Below are 20,101 nucleotides of genomic sequence, written 5' to 3'. Positions count from 1 at the left end.
CGGAAGCAGCAGGGCCGTTCATCCTTCGAGGCTCGCAAGGGCTCGCGCCTCAGGATGACGGGGAGAGACCATTTGTTGGCCTACTCCGGTATCTCGCCAAAGTTCTTCCCGACCGGCAGCACGGCGTGCCGAACGAGCCGTGAATCCTCCACCGCGGCCTGCCTGTGCTTGACCGCTTCGCGATAGACGGGATCGCGGATCATCTCGACGAAGGCGGCGACGCTTGGGTATTCGGCGATGAAGCAATGGTCCCAGCGCTCGGCCTCGGGGCCGATCAGCATCAGCTCGAATTTGCCCTGCCAGACGATGCGGCCGCCGAGGCGTTCGAACACCGGGCCGCTCTCGCGGCCATAGGCCGCATAGGCTTCCGCGCCGCTCGCCTTGCGGCCATCCGGATAGGCCGCCGCTTTGCGCAAGCGCACCAGGTTGAGCATATGGATCGGGCCGGGGCGGTCGTTGTCCCGGAACTGCGCGAAAACCTCCTTGGTCGGATCGATGTGGCCCATCTGAGTTCCCTCTTGTTTTATGCCGGCGATCCTAGCTCCGCCGTCCACCCAGCGGAACTGCGGCCAGCGAATGCCGCACCTCCTAATCGCGCGTTAAGCTCTGGGTAACCGGGCCTTAAACAGCGACCGCTAGCGTGCGGCGGGGCGGGCTGACCGGGCGTTTGCGTATGGGGTTGGGAAAGAAAAAGGGTGGGCGGAAGGAGCCGTTGTTCGGCTTGCCTGCAGCACTCGCCGATCTGCGCCTGACCGCGGCCGACCGTATCCCCGGCGGCGATGACAAGCCGAAGAAATCAACGAAATCATCCGCCAAGCGCAAGAGCGAGGACGCCGGCGGCGAGGCGCCGCGCGAGCGGAAGGCGCCGGCCGGCCGCGGCAGTGCCAAGCGGCGATCCAAGTCGCGCCTCGGCGCCGGTCTCGGCCGCCTGGTCTATTGGGGCGCGGTGCTGGGCCTGTGGGGCGCGATTGCCGTGATCGGCGTCGTGATCTATGTCGGCGCCCATCTGCCGCCGATCCAGTCGCTGGAAATCCCCAAGCGGCCGCCGACGATCCAGATCGTCGGCATCGACGGCAGCATGCTGGCGCAGCGCGGCGAGATGGCCGGCGCCAACGTGTCGCTGAAAGATCTGCCGCAATATCTGCCCACGGCATTCATCGCCATCGAGGACCGTCGCTTCTATTCACATTTCGGCATTGACCCGATCGGCATCCTGCGCGCGCTCGTCACCAACGTGCTCCATCGCGGCGTGTCGCAGGGCGGCTCGACGCTGACGCAGCAGCTGGCGAAAAACCTGTTCCTGACCCAGGAGCGCACCATGCAGCGCAAGCTGCAGGAAGCGGAGCTCGCGATCTGGCTGGAGCGCAAGCATTCCAAGAACGAGATCTTGGAGCTCTATCTCAACCGCGTCTATTTCGGCTCCGGCGCCTACGGCGTCGAAGCGGCCGCGCAGAAGTATTTCGGCAAGCCGGCGAAGAACGTCACCGTCGCCGAGGCCGCGATGCTGGCCGGGCTCGTCAAATCGCCGTCGCGCCTTGCGCCGAACCGCAACCCTGAGGGTGCGGAAGCGCGCGCGAAAATCGTGCTCGCGGCGATGGCGGATGCAAAATTCATCACCGACGCGCAAGCGCAGGCTTCGATCGGCCACCCCTCCTACAATGTGAAGCCGGTCGGCGCCGGCACGGTCAATTACGTCGCCGACTGGATCGGCGAGGTGCTGGACGATCTGGTCGGCCAGATCGACGAGAGCATCAAGGTCGAGACCACGATCGACCCGAAGCTGCAGAGCGTGGCGGAGGCCGCCATCATCGACGAGCTCGCGGCCAAGAGCGTGAAGTTCAATGTCAGCCAGGGCGCGCTGGTGGCGATGACGCCTGACGGCGCCGTGCGCGCCATGGTCGGCGGCCGGAACTATTCCGACAGCCAATACAACCGCGCGGTGACTGCAAAACGCCAGCCGGGCTCCTCGTTCAAGCCGTTCGTGTACCTGACCGCGCTCGAGCAGGGGCTGACACCGGACACCGTCCGTCAGGACGCACCGATCGAGGTCAAGGGCTGGAAGCCTGAGAACTACACGCATGAATATTTCGGCGCGGTGACGCTGACCCAGGCACTCGCGATGTCGCTCAACACGGTCGCCATCCGCCTCGGCCTCGAGGTCGGACCGAAGAACGTGGTGCGCACCGCGCACCGGCTCGGCATCTCCTCGAAGCTCGAGCCCAACGCCTCGATTGCGCTCGGCACCTCCGAAGTCTCGATGGTCGAGCTGGTCGGCGCCTATGCACCCTTCGCCAATGGCGGCTTCACGGCGACGCCGCATGTCGTCACGCGGATCAGGACGCTCGGTGGCAAGCTGCTCTACATGCGCCAGGCGGACGAGCACAATCAGGTGGTCGACCCGCGCTATGTCGGCATGATGAACACGATGATGCGGGAAACGCTGATCAGCGGCACCGCCAAGAAGGCAGAGATCCCGGGCTGGCCGGCGGCCGGCAAGACCGGCACCAGCCAGGACTACCGCGACGCCTGGTTCATCGGCTACACCGCCAACCTCGTCACCGGCGTGTGGCTCGGCAATGACGACAACTCGCCGACCAAGAAGGCAACCGGCGGCGGCCTGCCGGTCGAAGTCTGGTCCCGCTTCATGAAGACGGCACACGAGGGCGTGCCGGTGGCAGCCTTGCCGAGCTCGCCGGGTGGCTGGGGCCTGTCGAACCTCGCGCAGGCGGCGTCGCAGGTATCGCCGCCAACAGCGGCAGCGCCCGCGCCGGCAGCGGCCAGCAACAGCGGCTATCGCCCGCCCCCCACGCGCGCCAATGCACGACCGGAAGCCGCGGCGGGGCTCGATGGCTGGCTGATGGACCGGCTGTTCGGCGGAAATCGCTAGCGCCGGCCTGAGGTCCTGGTGACCTCAAAACAAAAAACGCGAAAACAACCCCATGCACAGTAGCCGAGGATAACGAAATCAACGGCTTGCGCGGGCTGCTCAGACGCTTGAAGCGCGCGCTGGCTGTCATTCCCCGCGAGGGCGGGGAATCCAGTACGCCGCGGCCTCTCGGTTCAACAACAACCGCCTCGGAATACTGGATCGCCCGGTCGAACCGGGCGATGACAGCATCAGATGGAGGCTGACAGCGAAGCCCTAATCCTCGACCCCGTAGCGATGCAGGTCGTTGCCGTATGTATCGAGCCACTTCTTGGCACGCTCCATCGACGGGCAGACCTTGCCGCAGACGCGCCAGAATCGCGCCGAGTGGTTCATCTCGACGAGATGGGCGACCTCGTGGGCGGCGAGATAGTCGAGCACGTAGGGCGGCGCGAGGATCAGGCGCCAGGAGAACGACAGCGAGCCGGCCGAAGTGCAGGAGCCCCAGCGACTGGATTGATCGCGGATCGAGAGCCGCTTCACCTTGACGCCGAGCTCGACGGCATAGGCTTCCGCCGCGCGCTGAAGATCGCGGCGCGCCTCGCGCTTGAGGAAGTCGCTGACGCGACGGTCGGCATGCTCCGCGCCGCCGGCAACGCAGAGAATGCGTTCACCGCTATCGCGCACTTCCGTCCACACCGTACCGCGCGTGCCGGCACGATGAACGATGCGATGGGAAACGCCGCGAAGCGGTATCACTGTGCCAGGCTGGAACGGCGCAGCCTTCGGCAAACGGCCGAGACGTGCTGCGATCCACGCGCCGTGGCGCTGCGCGAAGTCTTTTGCTTCGGCGAGCGTGCCGCGCGGCGGCATGGTGAGGATGGCCTCGCGATCGCTCGGATGAATTCTGAGCGTGTAACGACGCGCGCGGCGATGCCGGCGCAGTCGAATCGCAAAATATTGCGATCCGTGGGTGATCAGGAGGGTCTTCGGTTCGTGGGGCCGCCTATAGAGGAGTGCGCGAGTGGCCATGTCTGTCAGTCCGGGGGGCAGGAGGGCGCCCGGATTCTGCCATAACCGCCGCCAGGGAAAGCGCTCGGCGCAAAAACAAATCATTTGCCCAATATACAGGGGTCTGGCGTCCGGGAGACCCTACAGACTGGGGTTGGAACCAGGTTTTTTCGCCCCCGTCGGACGCATGCGGCACCCCCAAAGGGTGAGGTAAGACTCACTCCTACAAAGCTACCTGAATACCGCGAATCTGGAGGGAACTTACCCCCGTCGGAACCGCCGACGGGGCGTCGATTTGCAGCGGGAAAGCCGAAAAACGCGATTATTCGGCCGCAAGAGCCTGCAACGAGCTCGGATTCGCCGCCGAGACCATGAAGTCATGGATGCGCGGCACGATTTCCGACTTGAAGCGCGAGCCGTTGAACACGCCGTAATGTCCGACGCCCTTCTGGACGTAATGAACGCGGCGATGATCGGGGATCGAGCTGCACAATGTGTGCGTCGCTTCGGTCTGACCGAGACCCGAGATGTCGTCGTTCTCGCCTTCGACCGTCATCAACGCGACGCGCGTGACCTTGGAGGGATCGACGCGTGTTCCACGATGGGTCATCTCGCCCTTCGGCAGCGAGTGTTTCACGAACACGGTGTCCACGGTCTGCAGATAATACTCGGCGGAGAGATCCATGACCGCGAGATATTCGTCGTAGAAGTCGCGATGCTTGTCGACGAGGTCGCCGTCGCCCTTCACCAGATTTGCGAAGAGCTGCTTGTGGGCATCCATATGCCGGTCGAGATTCATGCTGATGAAGCCGTTGAGCTGCAGGAATCCCGGATAGACGTCGCGCATCATGCCCGGATGCGGGAACGGCACCTTGGTGATGACGTGGTTGCGGAACCAGTCGATGCCGCGCTCCTGGGCGAGGTCGTTCACCCCGGTCGGGTTGCGACGGGTGTCGATCGGGCCGCCCATCAGCGTCATCGAGGTCGGCACGAAGGGATCGCGCCGCGCTTCCATGATCGAGACGGCGGCGACGACGGGAACGGAAGGCTGGCACACCGCCAGCACATGCGTGTTGCCGCCGAGGACGTGCAGCATTTCGATGACATAATCGATGTAGTCGTCGAGATCGAAGCGGCCCTCGCTGAGCGGCACCATGCGGGCATCGGCCCAATCGGTGATGTAAACCTCATGCGCCGGCAGAAAAGCCTCGACCGTACCGCGGAGCAGCGTCGCGTAATGGCCGGACATCGGCGCTACGATCAGCACGCGCGGCTGCGGGCTGCGCAGCGGACGGGTGAACTTGCGATCGAAGTACAGCAGGCGGCAGAACGGCTTTTCCCAGACCGAGCGAACCTCGACGGGGACGCGGATGCCGTTGACCTCGGTGTCGTTGAGACCCCATTCCGGCTTGCCGTAGCGGCGCGTGGTGCGCTCGAACAATTCGCAAGCCGCGGCAACCGACTTGCCGACTTCGGTGCGCGCCCATGGATTGAGGGGATTTTGAAACAGCAGCTTGGTTGCGTCTGTGATCGCACGCGCCGGATTCAGAGAGGCTTGCCCCATCTCGTACATCCAGTACATCGGCGTCGTCAGGACCGGACTGCCTTCGGCCACCAGGGGCGGCGCGCCGCCAAACTCACCAATCGGCATCGCTATATTCCTCTTCGCATCGCAGCATACTGCCGAATGCGTAATATTGCGTCAATGGATGGTTCCGTACATCTACGTGTCCGAGGCGCCCAAACCGGGCTGAATCCACGAGAAAGTGACGTTATTCGCCGCCTGACAGCAGCGAACCCTGTTTCCTGGCGCTGCGTAAAAGGGCAAGGAATGCCCCAAAAGATGCAACCAACAGCACCACGTTGATGGCCAACGCACTCAACATCAGATCGGTCCTGAAGGTGTTCTCGATCAGCAGCGCGCGCATTCCTTCGAACACGTAGGTCGGCGGCAGCACCCAGGCGATATATTGCAGCCAGACCGGCAGCACGCTGACGGGATAGTAGACGCAAGCGAGCGGCATGATTGCAAACATCAAGGTCCAGACGATGCTCTCGGCGCCAAGGCCGTTTCGCAGCACCAGGCCTGAGACGAAGATGCCGACCGACCAGCTCGTGAAGATCAGGTTGCAGAAGAACGCGATCAGCGGCACGCCGAGCGCATAAACGTTGAAGTGAAACAGGAACAGCGCGAGCAGCGTCATCGGGATGACGCCGATCGCGAGCCTGATCAGGCTCATGATCATCAGCGACAGCAGAAATTCGATCGGCTTCAACGGGCTCATCATGAGATTGCCCAGGTTGCGCGCCCACATCTCTTCCAGGAACGAGATCGAAAAGCCGAGCTGCCCGCGAAACAGGATGTCCCAGAGGATGACGGCGCCGATCAGCGTGCCGCCGGCACGCGCGAAGAAGTTTGCATTCTGCGCGATATAAAGCTGAAGAAAGCCCCAGGTGATGACTTGCAGCGCGGGCCAGTACAGCAGCTCGAGCAGGCGCGGCCAGGACGACATCAGCAAATACCAATAGCGCAGGATCATCGCGCCGATGCGATGGACGGAAATGCCGCGGTGGAGGGAAAGCTCGGTCATCGCGCCGCCTCCTTCGCGCCGTTCACCCGGCCGCGCGCGACGTCCAGAAACACCTCTTCCAGCGTGGTGCGGTTGTAGCGGGCCATGATGGCTTCGGGCGTATCGTCGTCCTCGATACGGCCGCGCTTCATGATGATGACGCGGTCGCAGAGCCGCTCGACCTCGAGCATGTTGTGCGAGGCCAGGAGGATGGTGGCGTTGTTCGCCCTGCGATAGCGCTCCAGATGACCCCGGACCCAGTCGGCGGTGTCAGGGTCGAGCGAGGCGGTCGGCTCGTCCAGCAACAGCAGCTCGGGCTGGTTGATCAGCGCCTTGGCAAGCGCGACGCGCGTCTTCTGGCCGGCGGAGAGCTTGCCGTTGGCACGGTCGATGAACTCGGTGAGGTCGAGATCGTCGGCGAGCTTCGCGATGCGGTCGGAGAGGTTCTTCACCGCATAGAGCATCCCGAACACGGTGAGGTTCTGACGCACCGTGAGCCGCATCGGCATGTCGACATAGGGACTCTCGAAATTCATCCGCCCCAGCACGGCAGCGCTCTCCTCCGGCATTCGATGCCCGAGCACCTGCACGCGGCCGGAGGTCGGCAGCACGAGGCCCATGATCGTCGCGATGGTCGTGGTCTTGCCGGCACCGTTGCCGCCCAGCAGCCCGGTGATGCTGCCTCGCGGAAGCGAAAAGGAGATGTCGTCGACGGCACGGGTCTGCTTGTAGACTTTGACGAGATGATCGACCGCGATTGCCGCGGACAGGCTGCGATCCGCGACAGTCGGCCGACTTGAAGCCTTGTCATTCTCGGTCATGCTGGGCGTTCTTCTGCTATTGCAGCGGAGAGCGCAAGGCTTGTAATCCGGTGGTTCCGTGAGCCGCGCGCTTGTGATCGAGAAGGCACCGCCCCATTGGCCGAAATGACCGAACTTGCCGCTTCCGACTTTCGCCCCGCGCAGCGCCATATCCGCCTGGATACGATCCTGCGGCTGCGCTGGCTCGCGGTGCTGGGCCAGCTCGCCGCGATCTTCATCGTGGCGCAGGGGCTGGAATTCAACGTCGAGATCGTCCCCTGCGTCAGCATCATCGCCCTGTCGGCGGCGCTCAATCTGGCGCTCCAGACCGTGTCCAATCCGCTGCAGCGGCTGGAGCCGATGCAGGCGGCCGGACTGCTCGCGCTCAACATCGTGGAGCTGGCGGGTCTCTTGTTCTTCACCGGCGGACTCCAGAACCCGTTCTCGTTCCTGTTCCTCGCGCCCGTGCTGATCTCGGCAACCGCGCTGCCGGCCCGCTTCACCTTCGGCCTCGGCGTGCTGGCTGTCGCCTGCGCCTCGGTCCTGTTCTTCTTCCATACGCCGCTGCCCTGGGATTCCGACGATCCGCTGGTGCTGCCGCCGATCTATCTCGTCGGCGTCTGGCTCTCGATCGCGCTCGCGATCGGCGTCACCAGCCTCTACTCGTTCCAGGTCACCGAGGAGGCGCGCAAGCTCGCCGACGCGCTGGCGGCGACCGAGCTGGTGTTGACGCGCGAGCAGCATCTGACCCAGCTCGACGGCTTGGCTGCGGCCGCAGCGCACGAGCTCGGCACACCGCTCGCGACGATCTTCCTGATCTCGCGCGAACTGGAGAAGACGGTGAAGGAGCCGGTCTTTGCCGCCGACCTGAAGACCCTGCGCGAGCAGACGCAGCGTTGCCGCGACATCCTGAGCAAGATCACCCAGCTCTCCTCCACCGGAGCGCCGTTCGACCGCATGAAGCTGTCGGAGCTGATCGAGGAGGTGGTGGCGCCGCACCGCGATTTCGGCGTCGATATCAAGGTGCGCATCGCCGTCGCCATCGTGGCCGAGCCGGTCGGCTCGCGCAATCCGGCGATCCTCTACGGTGTCGGCAACATCGTCGAGAACGCGGTCGATTTCGCCCGCACCACGGTCGAGGTGAATGCGTGGTGGAACAAGGACACGATCGAGCTCGTGATCTCCGACGACGGTCCCGGCATTCCGCCTGACATCCTTAACCGGATCGGCGAGCCCTATTTGTCGCGGCGGCGCAGCCAGGACGAAGGCGGCGGCCTCGGGCTCGGCGTATTCATCGCGCGCACCTTGCTCGAACGCACCGGTGCCAAGGTCTCGTTTACCAACCGGACCTTTCCGGAACACGGCGCGGTGGTCCAGATCACGTGGCTGAGAGAGCGTTTTGAGGCTATCGAGACCTTCGAAGAAACAATAGGATAGGCCGCGACCTTGCGTCGCACAACGGGACCGATCGACTATTGGCGGCCTTGGCACCGCCCGATTGCGACGCCATATGTAGACGCGCTGGAGAGAGGACAAAACCTTGAACGCCATCGCCGAATTGAACGAACAGACCGACCGCTCGCTGCTGATCGTGGAGGACGACAAGCCGTTTCTGGAGCGGCTCTCGCGCGCCATGGAAACGCGCGGCTTTGCGGTGACGTCATGTGACACCGTCTCGGACGGTCTGGCGCAGATCGGCAAGGCGGCGCCGGCATTCGCCGTGGTCGATCTGCGGCTCGGTGATGGCAACGGTCTCGACGTGGTCTCGGCGCTGAAGAAGAAGCGCCCCGACGCCCGCGCAATCGTGCTGACCGGTTATGGCAACATCGCCACGGCCGTCACCGCGGTGAAGATGGGCGCCATCGATTATCTCTCAAAGCCCGCGGACGCCGACGACGTCGTCGCGGCGCTGCTGTCGACCGGCTCGGACAAATCCGAGTTGCCGGCGAACCCGATGTCGGCCGACCGTGTGCGCTGGGAACACATCCAGCGCATCTACGAGATGTGCAACCGCAACGTCTCGGAGACGGCGCGGCGCCTCAACATGCACCGGCGGACGTTGCAGCGGATTCTGGCGAAGCGCGCGCCACGGTAATCCGGGTCGTTACTCGTTAACGTCGTTACTCGCTAACACACGGATGTCCGGCCTCGCCGACAGGTATTCGGCGGCAGCGAGACTCGCGCTAGCCGTTCAGGCAGATTTGCTGCCAAACTTCGCAACTCTACGGGCGTGCTCCCATAGCTCGACATGACTAAAGTCGGTCAGCTGCTCAGCGCGCTTCTTTGCCGCGTCGTCGTCGACGCACTCGAGGTTGACAGCTTTGATGTGATGGCCGTCTTGGGAGATGAGATAGGCTTTGTAGTGTGACATGGCCGACGCTCCTTGATGAGGCGGGAGCATGCAGCACTCTCTGTCACCGATAACAGCCAACAACGGGCGGCGATGGCGACAGTGTGCTCCGGCTTTATGTTCAGAACGCGACCCCATACTCACTTACCAGAACAATCCCGCAACGTCGCTTATGGCACTCGGCGAGTGGAACCGGCACCGGGCACGGCCGCTGATCGGAGTAGCCCGGACGTGCACGGCCGCCGGTAAGAGGCACGCGAACCTACTCCCAGAACTCCGCGTGTCCCTGCGGATCGACCAGCCGGTTGATCCGCAAGCCCGCCGCCATCGCGAATCGCACCGTCATCTGCTTGCGCGTGGCCGCAGCGAGCTTGTGCTCGGGCGCCTCGCACTGCAGGTGCGCGCCATAGGCATCCGCGATGATCAGGCCGGTGTCTTGCGGAAAGATCTCGCAAGGCAGGTCCTGCGTGAAGGCGAAGAACAGCCGGTCGCAATGGGCGCGATACTCCTGCCACTTCTGGTCGGCGCGCAGATCCTCCACCGACGACTTGATCTCGACGATCCAGATCTCGCCGCGCTCGTTCAGCGCCACGAGATCTGCACGCCGGCCCGACGGTAGCGGCAATTCGCTGATGCAGGTGAAGCCGAGCGACCGCAGCAGCCGCGCCGTGCCGCGCGCGATCGCCAGCGCCGTCTCGGACTGACGGCGGTCCGGCGGCGGCACGAGGGCGATGTTGCGGGCGGCGTTGTCCATGGGGAAGAGTTTAGCCGATTCCTCCGTCGTCGTCCTGGCGAAAGCCAGGACCCATTACCCCAAGAGGTTGTTGTCGCGCGAGCTGCTCGCCACCCGTCTTCGCCAAACTTCTCCCTGGGGTAATGGGTCCTGGATCAGCGCTTCGCTTGTCCAGGACGACGGCGGGGTACGGAACCTCCCCTCCGCCAAGCACTTATCACGCAGCCGCCGCACCTCGGCGGACCATCGAGGCGGCTCGCGCATGATCGACGATCTCTGGTACAAGAACGGCGTGATCTACTGCCTGTCCGTCGGCACCTATATGGACGCCAACGGCGACGGCATCGGCGACTTCAAGGGCTTGCTGCGCCGGCTGGACTATCTGCACGGGCTCGGCATCACCACGATCTGGCTGATGCCGTTCCAGAATTCGCCGGGGCGCGACGACGGCTACGACATCGCCGACTATTACAGCGTCGATCCCCGCTACGGCACGCTGGGCGATTTCGTCGAGTTCACCCATGGCTGCAAGCAGCGCGGCATCCGCGTCATCATTGATCTCGTGGTCAACCACACGTCGGATCAGCATCACTGGTTCAAGGAGGCGCGGCGCGACAAGAATTCGCCTTATCGCGACTGGTATGTGTGGTCCGACAAGAAGCCGGCCGGCGCCAACAAGGGCATGGTGTTTCCCGGCGTGCAGAAGTCGACCTGGACGCGCGACAAGGAGGCCGGCGCCTGGTTCTTCCACCGCTTCTATGATTTCCAGCCCGATCTCAACACCTCGAACCCGCACGTCCAGGCCGAGATCCTCAAGATCATGGGCTTCTGGATCCAGCTCGGCGTCTCCGGCTTCCGCATGGATGCCGTGCCATTCGTGATCTCGACCAAGGGCGCGAAGGTCAGGAAACCGGTCGAGCAATACGACATGCTGCGCGCGTTTCGCGAATTCCTGCAATGGCGGCAGGGCGACGCGATCATTCTCGCCGAGGCCAATGTGCTGCCGGAAACCGACATGGAATATTTCGGCAGCGATGGCGACCGCATGCACATGATGTTCAACTTCCATGTCAACCAGAACCTGTTCTATGCGCTGGCCTCCGGCGACGCGCGTCCGCTGGCGAAGGCGCTGAAGGCGACCAAGCCGCGGCCGGCCGCGGCGCAATGGGGCCTGTTCCTGCGTAATCACGACGAGCTCGATCTCGGCCGGTTGACCAAGGCGCAGCGCGACGTCGTGTTCAAGCGCTTCGGCCCGGACAAGGACATGCAGCTCTACGACCGCGGCATACGCCGCCGCCTCGCACCGATGCTGGGCGGCGACCGCAGGCGGCTCGAGCTGGCCTACAGCCTGATGTGCACGCTGCCGGGAACGCCTGTCATTCGCTACGGTGACGAGATCGCGATGGGCGACGACCTTTCGCTGCCCGAACGCAATTGCGCGCGCACGCCGATGCAATGGTCGACCGAGCCGCAGGGCGGCTTCACCAAGAGCGACAAGCCGGCGTGCCCGGTCATCGACAAGGGCCCTTACGGTTACGAGCATCTCAACGTCGCAAAGCAGCGGCGCGATTCAAACTCGATGCTGAACTGGACCGAGCGCATCGTCCGCATGCGCAAGGAGGTGCCCGAGATCGGCTGGGGCGATTTCGCGATCATCCCGACGCGGGATCCCGCCGTGTTCATCATGCGCTACGACTGGCGCAACAATTCCGTGCTGTTCGTGCACAATCTCGACGAAAAGCCGCGCGAGACCGCGTTCTCGGTGCAACTGCCTGGCGACGCCGGCGAGCACCTGATCAACCTGCTCGCGGAAGACCACAGCCACGCCGACAAGCGCGGCCAACACCGTATCGTGCTGGAGCCCTACGGCTATCGCTGGTACCGCGTCGGCGGCTTGGACTATCTGCTGAAGCGGAGTGATATCGACGAGACGGTGCGGGGTAACAAGCATCCGGGATAGCGTCGCCACAATTCCAGTGTCGTCCCGGCGAAGGCCGGGACCCATAATCACAGGAAATGGTTTGACGAAGATTCGTCGTTCGGTACTCCTCCCGACCGCGATCGGTAGATCACGCGGTATGGGTCCCGGCCCCCCGTGCGCAATGGCGCACTAGGCCGGGACGACTACGATGGCGGCATCACCACCACGCCTTCATTGCCGCGTAGATCCAGTACGCCTTCGAGCCGCTCCCCCTCGCGATCCAAAAACGTCGACAGCAGAATCTCGCTCCCGAAGCGGATGGAGCTGGTGGTGACCGCGATCGGTTCAGGGCCGAGATTGAGCACAACGATCACCGCCCTGCCCTCGGCCTCGCGGCGATAGATCAGCAGATCGCCTTGCGCCGCGATCGGATGATAGTCGCCCGAGATCAGCGGCAGGCACGCCTTCCGCAACGCGATCAGGCGCTTGTAGAGGCTGAGGATCGAGCGTGAATCGACTTCGAGATTGACGACGTTCTCGTGGATGTGATCCTCCGGCAGCGGCAGCCACGGCCTGACGTCCGAGAAGCCGCCGAAGTTGGAGGAATCCCACTGCATCGGCGTGCGGCAGCCGTCGCGGCCGACACCGATGCCGGGCACGTTCTTCTCGAAGGGGTCGCGCACGTCTTCGGGCGCAATGGCGAGCTGATGCATGCCGATCTCGTCGCCGTAATAGAGCGTCGGCGTGCCGCGCAGCGTCAGCAGCAGCATCGCGGCGACGCGGGCCTGCTCCGGTCCGACGCGGCTCGCGACCCGCGGACGATCGTGATTGCCGAGCACCCAGTTCGGCCAGGCGCCTTTGGGCAGCGCCTTCTCGTAATCCTCGATGATGTTCTCGATCGAACGCGCGCTCCAGAAGGTCGAGAGCAGCGCGAAATTGAACGGCATCTGCGCGCCGGTGAGATCGTTGCCGTAATAGGCCATGAGACGATGCAGCGGCAGATAGATCTCGCCGATCAGCACGCGCGCGTCATACGCATCCGTGACGCGCCGCATCTCGGCGATGACGTCGTGCACCTCCGGCTGGTCGGTGGAATATTGCGTGAGAATCCTTTCGTTCGGCGGCCGGCCCTCGACATAATGCGGGTTCTGCGGATTGTCGCGGAAGTCGGCGTCCTTGATCAGGTGCCAGATCACGTCGACGCGAAAGCCGTCGACGCCTCGCTCCAGCCAGAACCGCATCACGTCGTAGATCGCCGCGCGGACATCGGGGTTGCGCCAGTTGAGGTCCGGCTGCTGGGCGAGGAAGGCATGGTAGTAGTATTGCCCCGTGGTCTCGTCGAACTGCCACGCGCTGCCGCCGAACTCGGACAGCCAATTGTTCGGCACGCCGCCACCCTCGCCCGGGTCGCGCCAGATGTACCAGTCGCGTTTGGGATTGTCGCGCGAGGAGCGGCTCTCGACAAACCAGGGATGCTGGTCCGAGGTGTGGTTGGGCACGAGGTCGAGGATCAGCTTGAGGCCGTTGTCGTGCGCGGCCGCAAGCAGCGCATCGAAATCCTCCATCGTGCCGAACAGCGGCTCGATGCCGGTATAGTCGGAGATGTCGTAGCCGAAATCGGCCATCGGCGAGGGGAAGATCGGCGACAGCCAGATCGCGTCGACGCCGAGCGATTTCACATAAGGTAGCCGCTGCAAAATGCCGGCGAGATCGCCGACCCCGTCCCCGTTCGAATCCTGAAAGGAGCGCGGATAGACCTGATAGAAAATGCCGTCGCGCCACCAATTGCCGCCCTGAGCCATGCTGGAAAACCCATCCAAAAATCTGCATCCCGCGCGAGAGAACGCGGAAGCAACGTCCCGGGTTCAAACCAGCAGGCGAATTGGGACGGCCGTGTGACGGCCCGTGCGGCTGTTCCGGGCCCGAGGGGCAAATCTTTTGCTTGGCGACATGGCAAAAATCGGCATTGTGAGCCCCATGACCGAGCAAAACGATAGCCAAGAGGCTCAACAAGCCAAGGCGGGCGCGATCATCGTCCCCGTGACGCTGTTCGAGCAGAACTGCACCATCATCTGGGACGAGCCCGGCAAAAAGGCCGTGGTGATCGATCCCGGCGGGGACGTGCCGAAAATTCTGGAGGCGATCAAGCAGACCGGCGTCACCGTGGAGAAGATCTGGCTGACTCACGGCCATATCGACCATGTCGGCGGCGCGGCTGAACTCCGCGAGGCGCTGAAGGTGCCGATCGAAGGCCCGCACGCCGCGGACAAATTCCTGCTCGACAACGTGGTCGAAAGCGGCGCGCGCTTCGGCATGACCGGCGTGCGCAATTTTGCGCCCGATCGCTGGCTCGACGAGGGCGATACCGTGGCGATCGGCGGCCTGCAGTTCGACATCTATCATTGCCCCGGCCACTCGCCCGGCAGCGTGGTGTTCTTCAACAAGGAGCTGCGCTTCGCCCATGTCGGCGACGTCCTGTTCGCCGGCTCGGTCGGACGCACCGACCTGCCCGGCGGCAGTCATGCGACCCTGATCGACTCGATCAAGACAAAGCTGCTGCCGCTCGGCGACGATGTCGGCTTCATCTGCGGCCACGGCGCCGGCTCGACCATCGGCCAGGAGCGGATGACCAATCCGTTCATCACCGGCGAGATGTAAGCGTTACTCGGCAGCGTCCGCCAGAGCCGCGGGCTGGCTCAGGTTGCGGTCGCCCCAGTCACGGATCGCGGCGACGACCGGCACAAAGCTCTTGCCCTTGCGGGTGAGGCGATACTCGACCTTCGGCGGCACCTCGCCAAAATCCTTGCGATCGATCCGGCCGCTCTCTGTCAGCGCCTTCAATTCGCGGCTCAGCACGCGCGGTGTGATCTCGGCGCTGCCTTCCGTGCCGCGCAGCAGGCCACTCCTGATCTCGCCGTAGCGGCGCGGGCCGTCCTTGAGGTCCCAGACGATGCGCAGCTTGTACTTGCCGCTGATCATCTTCTGAAAGGCCGCGACGGGACAGCTGCGCACCGGAATCGCCTTTGTCCTTTCCTTGGCCATGTCGTCTCCTCCATGCGCAAGCATTTTTGTTTTGACGCGTTTTCTTCACGCGAACCGGCATCCACTTCGCTCGAAAAAACGCTTTGGGGGAGAATAGGAGCGACGCCGAAAAAGTCCATACTATCAATTTTGTCCATACTTGCAGGATCGCATCCAGCACGCAGATGATGACGCACAACGCGAACAGGGAGCGTCACCATGAAGCACTTCATGATCCGGTACGAATTCAAGAACGGCACGACGGAGGCCTGGCACCAGGAGGTCGGCCGCTTCATCAAGGCAATCGACGGCGATCCGGAGCTGAAAGGACGGATCGGCTATCGTGTCCTGAAGAACCGCGACGACGGCAACTATTTTCATCTCGCCAGCGTCAGCGACGATGCCGCGCAAAAAGCGCTGCAATCGCGGGAGTTCTTCAAGGCCTATCAGGAGATGACGCGCAAGGTCGCCGGGGGCGAGGTGACGGCGACGCCGATCGAATGGATCGGCGCGACGGCCTGAGTTATTTCATCAATCCCGCAGCCGTGAGCGCGCGCGTGATGATCTGGCCGAGATCGAAGCCGCCGGCCTCCTCGCGCTTCGGCTCGGCCGGCTCTTCGGCGATCGCGGCGCGGATCGAGCGTGCCAGATGCGGCGCGGGCGAGCGGGCGGGCGTCGGCTTTGCCTCGGCCTTCTTCGCCGCGTCGGGAATCCAGCCGGTGAGGCCGAAGAATTTCGCGATGTGATAGGACGAGGAGATGCCGGCCTCGATCAGGAACGCGCCTTCCACGCCATAGCGCTGGTCGTTGTCGGCAAGGCCGAGCGGCGTGCCGTGTGCCATGTCGGTGATGGCGTAGGACTCGACGAGAGTCTCGCCGTCCTTGTTCCACCAGGCCTGGCGCGGATAACCGTCGATATTGGTTTCCGCCATCGGCACGTCGGGCAGGTCGTGCAGATCGAGCCACTGCTTGACGATCTCGTTGGCGTTGCCGGGATTGACGGTGCGATCGGCGCTGCCGTGCCATACCGACATCTTCGGCCAGGGCCCGCGATGATTCGAGGCCCGCCGCACCAGATCGCCAAGTTCGCGCGCTGGCCGCGCCGGGGAATGAAACATGCCGTCGAGCGCCTCGCGCAGATTCGTCGCGATGCCGTAGGGAAGTCCCGCGATGACCGCACCGGCCGCGAAGACTTCAGGGTAGGTCGCGAGCATCACCGACGTCATGCCGCCACCGGCCGACAGTCCCGTGATGAAGATGCGCCGGGGATCGACGCGGTGCGTTTCGATCATGTGCGCGATCATCTCGCGAATCGAACGCGCCTCGCCGCTGTCCCGTGCCGTGTCTTCCGGATTGAACCAGTTGAAGCAGGTGTTGCCGTTGTTGATGCGCTGCTGCTCGGGCATCAACAGCGCAAAGCCGTAGTGCTCGGCGAGCGTCGACCATCCGGCACCGAGGTCGTAGCTTGCTGCGGTCTGACCGCAGCCGTGCAGCACGACGACGAGCGCGCGCGGCTTCTGCAATTGCGGCGGCACGAACGCCAACAGGCGCAGATTGCCGGGATTGTCACCGAAGCCCGTAACCTCTTCCAACGGACTGGACGCATCGGCGCTCCGGCCAAACTCGGCGAAGCGCAATCCGTCCAGCTTGGGCAGACGTCTCAAGAGATCGACATTTCTGGTTAACGACACGGCAACTCCTGGCAGGCGACGTTCAACGTCCACCCAAACCAAATAGTTGCTGCAGTGCAAAATAAAAAGACCGTGTGCGGTCGATGAGGTGCTAAATCGCAGGAGAACCTGCAGAAATCCGCACGTATTAACCGCAATGCCTCAACTTCGTGCAGAAGCGCGGGCGCATCCACGCCAGGAATGCGGCGCAGATCATGATTAATGTCACAAACAGCGCGAGCGAGACGAGAAATCCTGCGCGCGATGATTGCACGGCTTCGACGGCGAAGAACACCGCGCCGATTGCGGCCACTCCGGCCGCATTACCGATCTGCGCCGTGGTGCCGTACATGCCGGAGGCAGAACCTGCGGCCGCCGGCCTTACCGTCGAGAGCACCGCGCCGGAGAGCGGCGCCATCACCAGGCCCTGACCGTAGCCGAAGACGATCATGGTGAGCGCGAGCAGGAGCGCAGACGGCGCGTCGACAGAGAACGCGACAAACGCAAGCGCCGCGAGGCCCGCGATCTGAAGCGCGCAGCCTTCGATCAAGACCCTGGTGCCGCGATGGCGCGCCCGTGCGCCGCTATGGCGCGAGGCCACGACGAAAGCGAGCGCGAGCGGAATAAAGGCCATGCCGGCCGCGAGCGGCGGGATTTTCAGCGCACGCTGCATGAAGAGCGTCATGACCAGATAGAAGGAGAGATTGGCAGCGAAGAAAAAGAACGCCGCGCCAAGGCCGCGCAGAAAAGCGGCGTCCGTCAGCAGCGAGAGATCAATCAGCGGCATGCCGCCGGCGCGTGCCACCGCATGCTCCAGTTTTGGGAATGCCAGGAGGATCGCAGCGCCGATCGCCATCACCACCCACAGCCACGGTGCCCAGCCGACATCGTGACCGAACAGCAGCGGACCGATCATGCACAGCAATCCGGCGAACAGGACGATGCTGCCCGTGATATCGAGCCGCGTGCCGGCGCGCTGCGGCGCCGAGGGCATGATGCGCCAGGCCACGGCCGCGATGACGAGACCGCACGGCACATTGACGAAGAACACCGAGCGCCAGCCGGTGCCGGCGAGATCGATCGTGACCAGGAGACCGCCGAGCAGGAAGCCCGCGGCACCCGCGAGCCCCAGCACGATGCCGTAGATGGCGAAGGCACGGTTGCGCGATTCATCGGTAAACAGGAGATGCAGCGTCGCCAGCACCTGCGGCACCATCAGCGCGGCGGAGGCCCCCTGCGTCAACCGCGCGATGATCAACTCTGCGCCGGATTGCGCCAGTCCGCACCACAGCGACGTCAGGGTGAAGCCGAGCAGGCCAGCCAGGAACACGTTCCTGGTGCCGTGAATGTCGCCGAGCCGGCCGCCGGTGACGACCAGCGTGGCATAGGCGATCAGGTAGATCGCGATGACGGATTCGATCTGCGCCGGCGTCGCATGCAGGTCGACCGCGATGGTGGGAATGGCGACGTTCACGATGAAGGCGTCGACGCCAAACATGAATTGAGCAGCGACGACGATCGCCAGCACTCCCCAGCGGCGCGACGAATCGACTTGTTTTGTGACGGTTTGATGCATCGGCGCGCGAACCTTCAGGCATTTATTTGCGCGCATAACTCGCAGATCGGCGTCATCCGCGCGATTACCTCCGAGGTAGGACTTGTCGCTTTGGCCCGATTGCTGCATGGCAATTCCTGCTGGTTTTGCGGGCTCGGAAGTCTTCCGGATGTACGACTACGACATGGTGGTGATCGGTTCGGGCCCATCGGGGCGCCGGGCCGCGGTGCAATGTGCCAAGCTCGGCAAGGCCGTGCTGGTGGTGGAGAAGGGCCGGCGGGTCGGCGGCGTCTCCGTTCATACTGGTACCATTCCCTCGAAGACCCTGCGCGAAACGGTGCTGAACCTCTCCGGCTGGCGCGAGCGCGGCTTTTACGGCCGCTCCTACCGCGTGAAGCAGGACATCGCGGCGAGCGATCTGATGACCCGCCTGCAGAAGACGCTCGACCACGAGGTCGAGGTGCTCGAGCATCAGTTCAGCCGCAATCTGGTGCGCACCGCCAATGGCGAGGCACGCCTTGTGTCGCCGCACGAGGTCGAGATCACCAGCCCGATCGGTGAGATCAAGGTGGTGTCCGCCGCCTTCATCCTGATCGCCTGCGGCACGCGTCCGTTCCGTCCCGACTATGTGCCGTTCGACGGCGCCACCGTGCTCGACAGCGACGAGATCATCGAGCTGCCGAAGCTGCCGCGCAGCCTCGCCGTGATCGGCGCCGGCGTGATCGGCGTCGAATACGCCACCATCTTCAGCGCGCTCGACGTGCCCGTCACCCTGATCGAGCCGCGGCCGACCTTCCTCGATTTCATCGACAAGGAATTGATCGACGAATTCATGCACGAGCTCCGTGACCGGAACGTCGCGCTACGGCTAGGGGCCAAGGTCAACTCGATCGAGAGGACGGCGCAGGGCAGCATCGTCACGCATCTGTCGGACGGACGCCATGTCACCACGGAAATGCTGCTGTTCGCGGCCGGGCGCGTCGGCGCCACCGACCGGCTCAACCTCGAAGCGGCCGGCATCGTCGTCGACCATCGCGGCCGCATCTCGGTCGACCCCGTGACCTTGCAGACCAGCGTGCCGCACATCTACGCCGCCGGTGACGTGATCGGCTTTCCGAGCCTTGCCTCAACCTCGATGGAGCAGGGACGCGTCGCTGCATGCCATGCGCTCGGCATGGAACCGATGGCGCCGCCGGAGTTCTTTCCCTACGGCATTTATTCAGTGCCGGAGATCTCGACCGCAGGCCTCACGGAAGAAGAGGTGCGGACCCGCGGCATCCCCTACGAGGTCGGCATCGCGCGCTTCCGCGAAACCTCGCGTGGCCACATCATGGGGCTGAACAGCGGCATGATGAAGATGATCTTCTCGACCAAGACGCGCCGCCTGCTCGGCGTGCACATCCTGGGCGAAGGCGCCACCGAGCTGATCCATATCGGCCAGGCCGTACTCAATCTCAAAGGCACGATCGACTATTTCATCCAGAACACGTTCAACTATCCGACGCTGGCCGAGGCGTACAAGATCGCCGGCCTGGATGCGTGGAACAGGATGACGCGGTGATTTTCCTTCACCTCGCTCCGCTTGCGGGGAGAGGTCGGAATTCA

At 63.9% G+C, this 20,101-nt stretch carries 18 protein-coding genes; 7 read left to right on the top strand and 11 right to left on the bottom strand.

What is annotated here, in order from left to right; genetic code table 11:
* Positions 1-80: 80 nt before the first annotated feature.
* The gene (locus JQ591_RS06730; protein WP_211395233.1) at positions 81-506 is read right to left on the bottom strand and encodes a DUF1330 domain-containing protein; all 426 of its coding nucleotides are present in this window, start codon (positions 504-506) and stop codon (positions 81-83) included.
* A gap of 167 nt (positions 507-673) precedes the next feature.
* On the opposite strand from JQ591_RS06730, the gene JQ591_RS06725 reads away from it, so the two are divergent.
* A complete protein-coding gene (locus JQ591_RS06725) occupies positions 674-2,887 on the top strand; it encodes a transglycosylase domain-containing protein (protein ID WP_211395232.1) in 2,214 nt (737 codons plus the stop codon).
* Positions 2,888-3,142: 255 nt separating this feature from the next.
* On the opposite strand, the gene JQ591_RS06720 is transcribed toward JQ591_RS06725, so the two are convergent.
* The 4 genes from JQ591_RS06720 to JQ591_RS06705 all read right to left on the bottom strand — a co-directional run bounded on the left by JQ591_RS06720 (position 3,143) and on the right by JQ591_RS06705 (position 7,268).
* Positions 3,143-3,982, bottom strand: coding sequence for a M48 family metallopeptidase (locus JQ591_RS06720; protein WP_211395231.1), 840 nt, complete (start codon positions 3,980-3,982; stop codon positions 3,143-3,145).
* A 217-nt stretch (positions 3,983-4,199) separates the two neighbouring features.
* The gene (locus JQ591_RS06715; protein ID WP_211395230.1) at positions 4,200-5,528 is read right to left on the bottom strand and encodes a polyhydroxyalkanoate depolymerase; all 1,329 of its coding nucleotides are present in this window, start codon (positions 5,526-5,528) and stop codon (positions 4,200-4,202) included.
* 121 nt (positions 5,529-5,649) lie between these two features.
* A complete protein-coding gene (locus tag JQ591_RS06710) occupies positions 5,650-6,468 on the bottom strand; it encodes an ABC transporter permease (protein WP_211395229.1) in 819 nt (272 codons plus the stop codon).
* On the bottom strand, positions 6,465-7,268 hold the full coding sequence (locus tag JQ591_RS06705) for an ABC transporter ATP-binding protein (protein ID WP_211395228.1): 804 nt from the start codon (positions 7,266-7,268) through the stop codon (positions 6,465-6,467). Before JQ591_RS06705 ends, JQ591_RS06710 begins: the two co-directional genes overlap by 4 nt.
* A gap of 105 nt (positions 7,269-7,373) precedes the next feature.
* On the opposite strand from JQ591_RS06705, the gene JQ591_RS06700 reads away from it, so the two are divergent.
* Both JQ591_RS06700 and JQ591_RS06695 read left to right on the top strand, forming a co-directional pair.
* Positions 7,374-8,684, top strand: a complete 1,311-nt coding sequence (locus JQ591_RS06700; protein ID WP_211395227.1) for an ActS/PrrB/RegB family redox-sensitive histidine kinase — start codon at positions 7,374-7,376, stop codon at positions 8,682-8,684.
* 103 nt (positions 8,685-8,787) lie between these two features.
* Complete coding sequence (locus JQ591_RS06695) at positions 8,788-9,342, top strand: ActR/PrrA/RegA family redox response regulator transcription factor (RefSeq protein ID WP_211395226.1); 555 nt, start codon at positions 8,788-8,790, stop codon at positions 9,340-9,342.
* 96 nt (positions 9,343-9,438) lie between these two features.
* On the opposite strand, the gene JQ591_RS06690 is transcribed toward JQ591_RS06695, so the two are convergent.
* Both JQ591_RS06690 and JQ591_RS06685 read right to left on the bottom strand, forming a co-directional pair.
* Positions 9,439-9,618, bottom strand: coding sequence for a hypothetical protein (locus JQ591_RS06690; RefSeq protein WP_211395225.1), 180 nt, complete (start codon positions 9,616-9,618; stop codon positions 9,439-9,441).
* A gap of 241 nt (positions 9,619-9,859) precedes the next feature.
* Positions 9,860-10,351: an MmcB family DNA repair protein gene (locus JQ591_RS06685; RefSeq protein ID WP_211395224.1), complete on the bottom strand. Its 492-nt coding sequence runs from the start codon at positions 10,349-10,351 to the stop codon at positions 9,860-9,862.
* Positions 10,352-10,592: 241 nt separating this feature from the next.
* Between JQ591_RS06685 and JQ591_RS06680 the strand changes: the two genes are divergently transcribed.
* Entirely contained in the window at positions 10,593-12,290 is a 1,698-nt protein-coding gene (locus JQ591_RS06680; RefSeq protein ID WP_211395223.1) for an alpha-amylase family protein, read from the top strand.
* Positions 12,291-12,454: 164 nt separating this feature from the next.
* On the opposite strand, the gene JQ591_RS06675 is transcribed toward JQ591_RS06680, so the two are convergent.
* A complete protein-coding gene (locus JQ591_RS06675) occupies positions 12,455-14,053 on the bottom strand; it encodes an alpha-amylase family glycosyl hydrolase (RefSeq protein ID WP_211395597.1) in 1,599 nt (532 codons plus the stop codon).
* A gap of 175 nt (positions 14,054-14,228) precedes the next feature.
* Here JQ591_RS06675 and JQ591_RS06670 point away from each other — a divergent pair, with 175 nt between their 5' ends.
* On the top strand, positions 14,229-14,909 hold the full coding sequence (locus tag JQ591_RS06670; protein WP_211395222.1) for an MBL fold metallo-hydrolase: 681 nt from the start codon (positions 14,229-14,231) through the stop codon (positions 14,907-14,909).
* 3 nt (positions 14,910-14,912) lie between these two features.
* Here JQ591_RS06670 and JQ591_RS06665 read toward each other — a convergent pair whose 3' ends face one another.
* Positions 14,913-15,293, bottom strand: a complete 381-nt coding sequence (locus tag JQ591_RS06665) for a winged helix-turn-helix transcriptional regulator (RefSeq protein ID WP_211395221.1) — start codon at positions 15,291-15,293, stop codon at positions 14,913-14,915.
* Between the two features lie 198 nt (positions 15,294-15,491).
* On the opposite strand from JQ591_RS06665, the gene JQ591_RS06660 reads away from it, so the two are divergent.
* A complete protein-coding gene (locus tag JQ591_RS06660) occupies positions 15,492-15,794 on the top strand; it encodes a hypothetical protein (RefSeq protein ID WP_211395220.1) in 303 nt (100 codons plus the stop codon).
* 1 nt (position 15,795) lies between these two features.
* On the opposite strand, the gene JQ591_RS06655 is transcribed toward JQ591_RS06660, so the two are convergent.
* Complete coding sequence (locus tag JQ591_RS06655; protein WP_211395219.1) at positions 15,796-16,962, bottom strand: extracellular catalytic domain type 1 short-chain-length polyhydroxyalkanoate depolymerase; 1,167 nt, start codon at positions 16,960-16,962, stop codon at positions 15,796-15,798.
* 127 nt (positions 16,963-17,089) lie between these two features.
* The gene (locus JQ591_RS06650; protein WP_211395218.1) at positions 17,090-18,517 is read right to left on the bottom strand and encodes an MFS transporter; all 1,428 of its coding nucleotides are present in this window, start codon (positions 18,515-18,517) and stop codon (positions 17,090-17,092) included.
* Between the two features lie 148 nt (positions 18,518-18,665).
* On the opposite strand from JQ591_RS06650, the gene sthA reads away from it, so the two are divergent.
* Entirely contained in the window at positions 18,666-20,057 is a 1,392-nt protein-coding gene (gene sthA, locus JQ591_RS06645; RefSeq protein WP_211395596.1) for a Si-specific NAD(P)(+) transhydrogenase, read from the top strand.
* Positions 20,058-20,101 lie beyond the last annotated feature (44 nt).

The organism is Bradyrhizobium canariense (genome assembly GCF_018130465.1).
GTDB classification, from domain to species: domain Bacteria; phylum Pseudomonadota; class Alphaproteobacteria; order Rhizobiales; family Xanthobacteraceae; genus Bradyrhizobium; species Bradyrhizobium canariense_C.
Note: the sequence above shows the minus strand (reverse complement) of the source record. Positions and strands in the feature narration are given on the sequence as shown.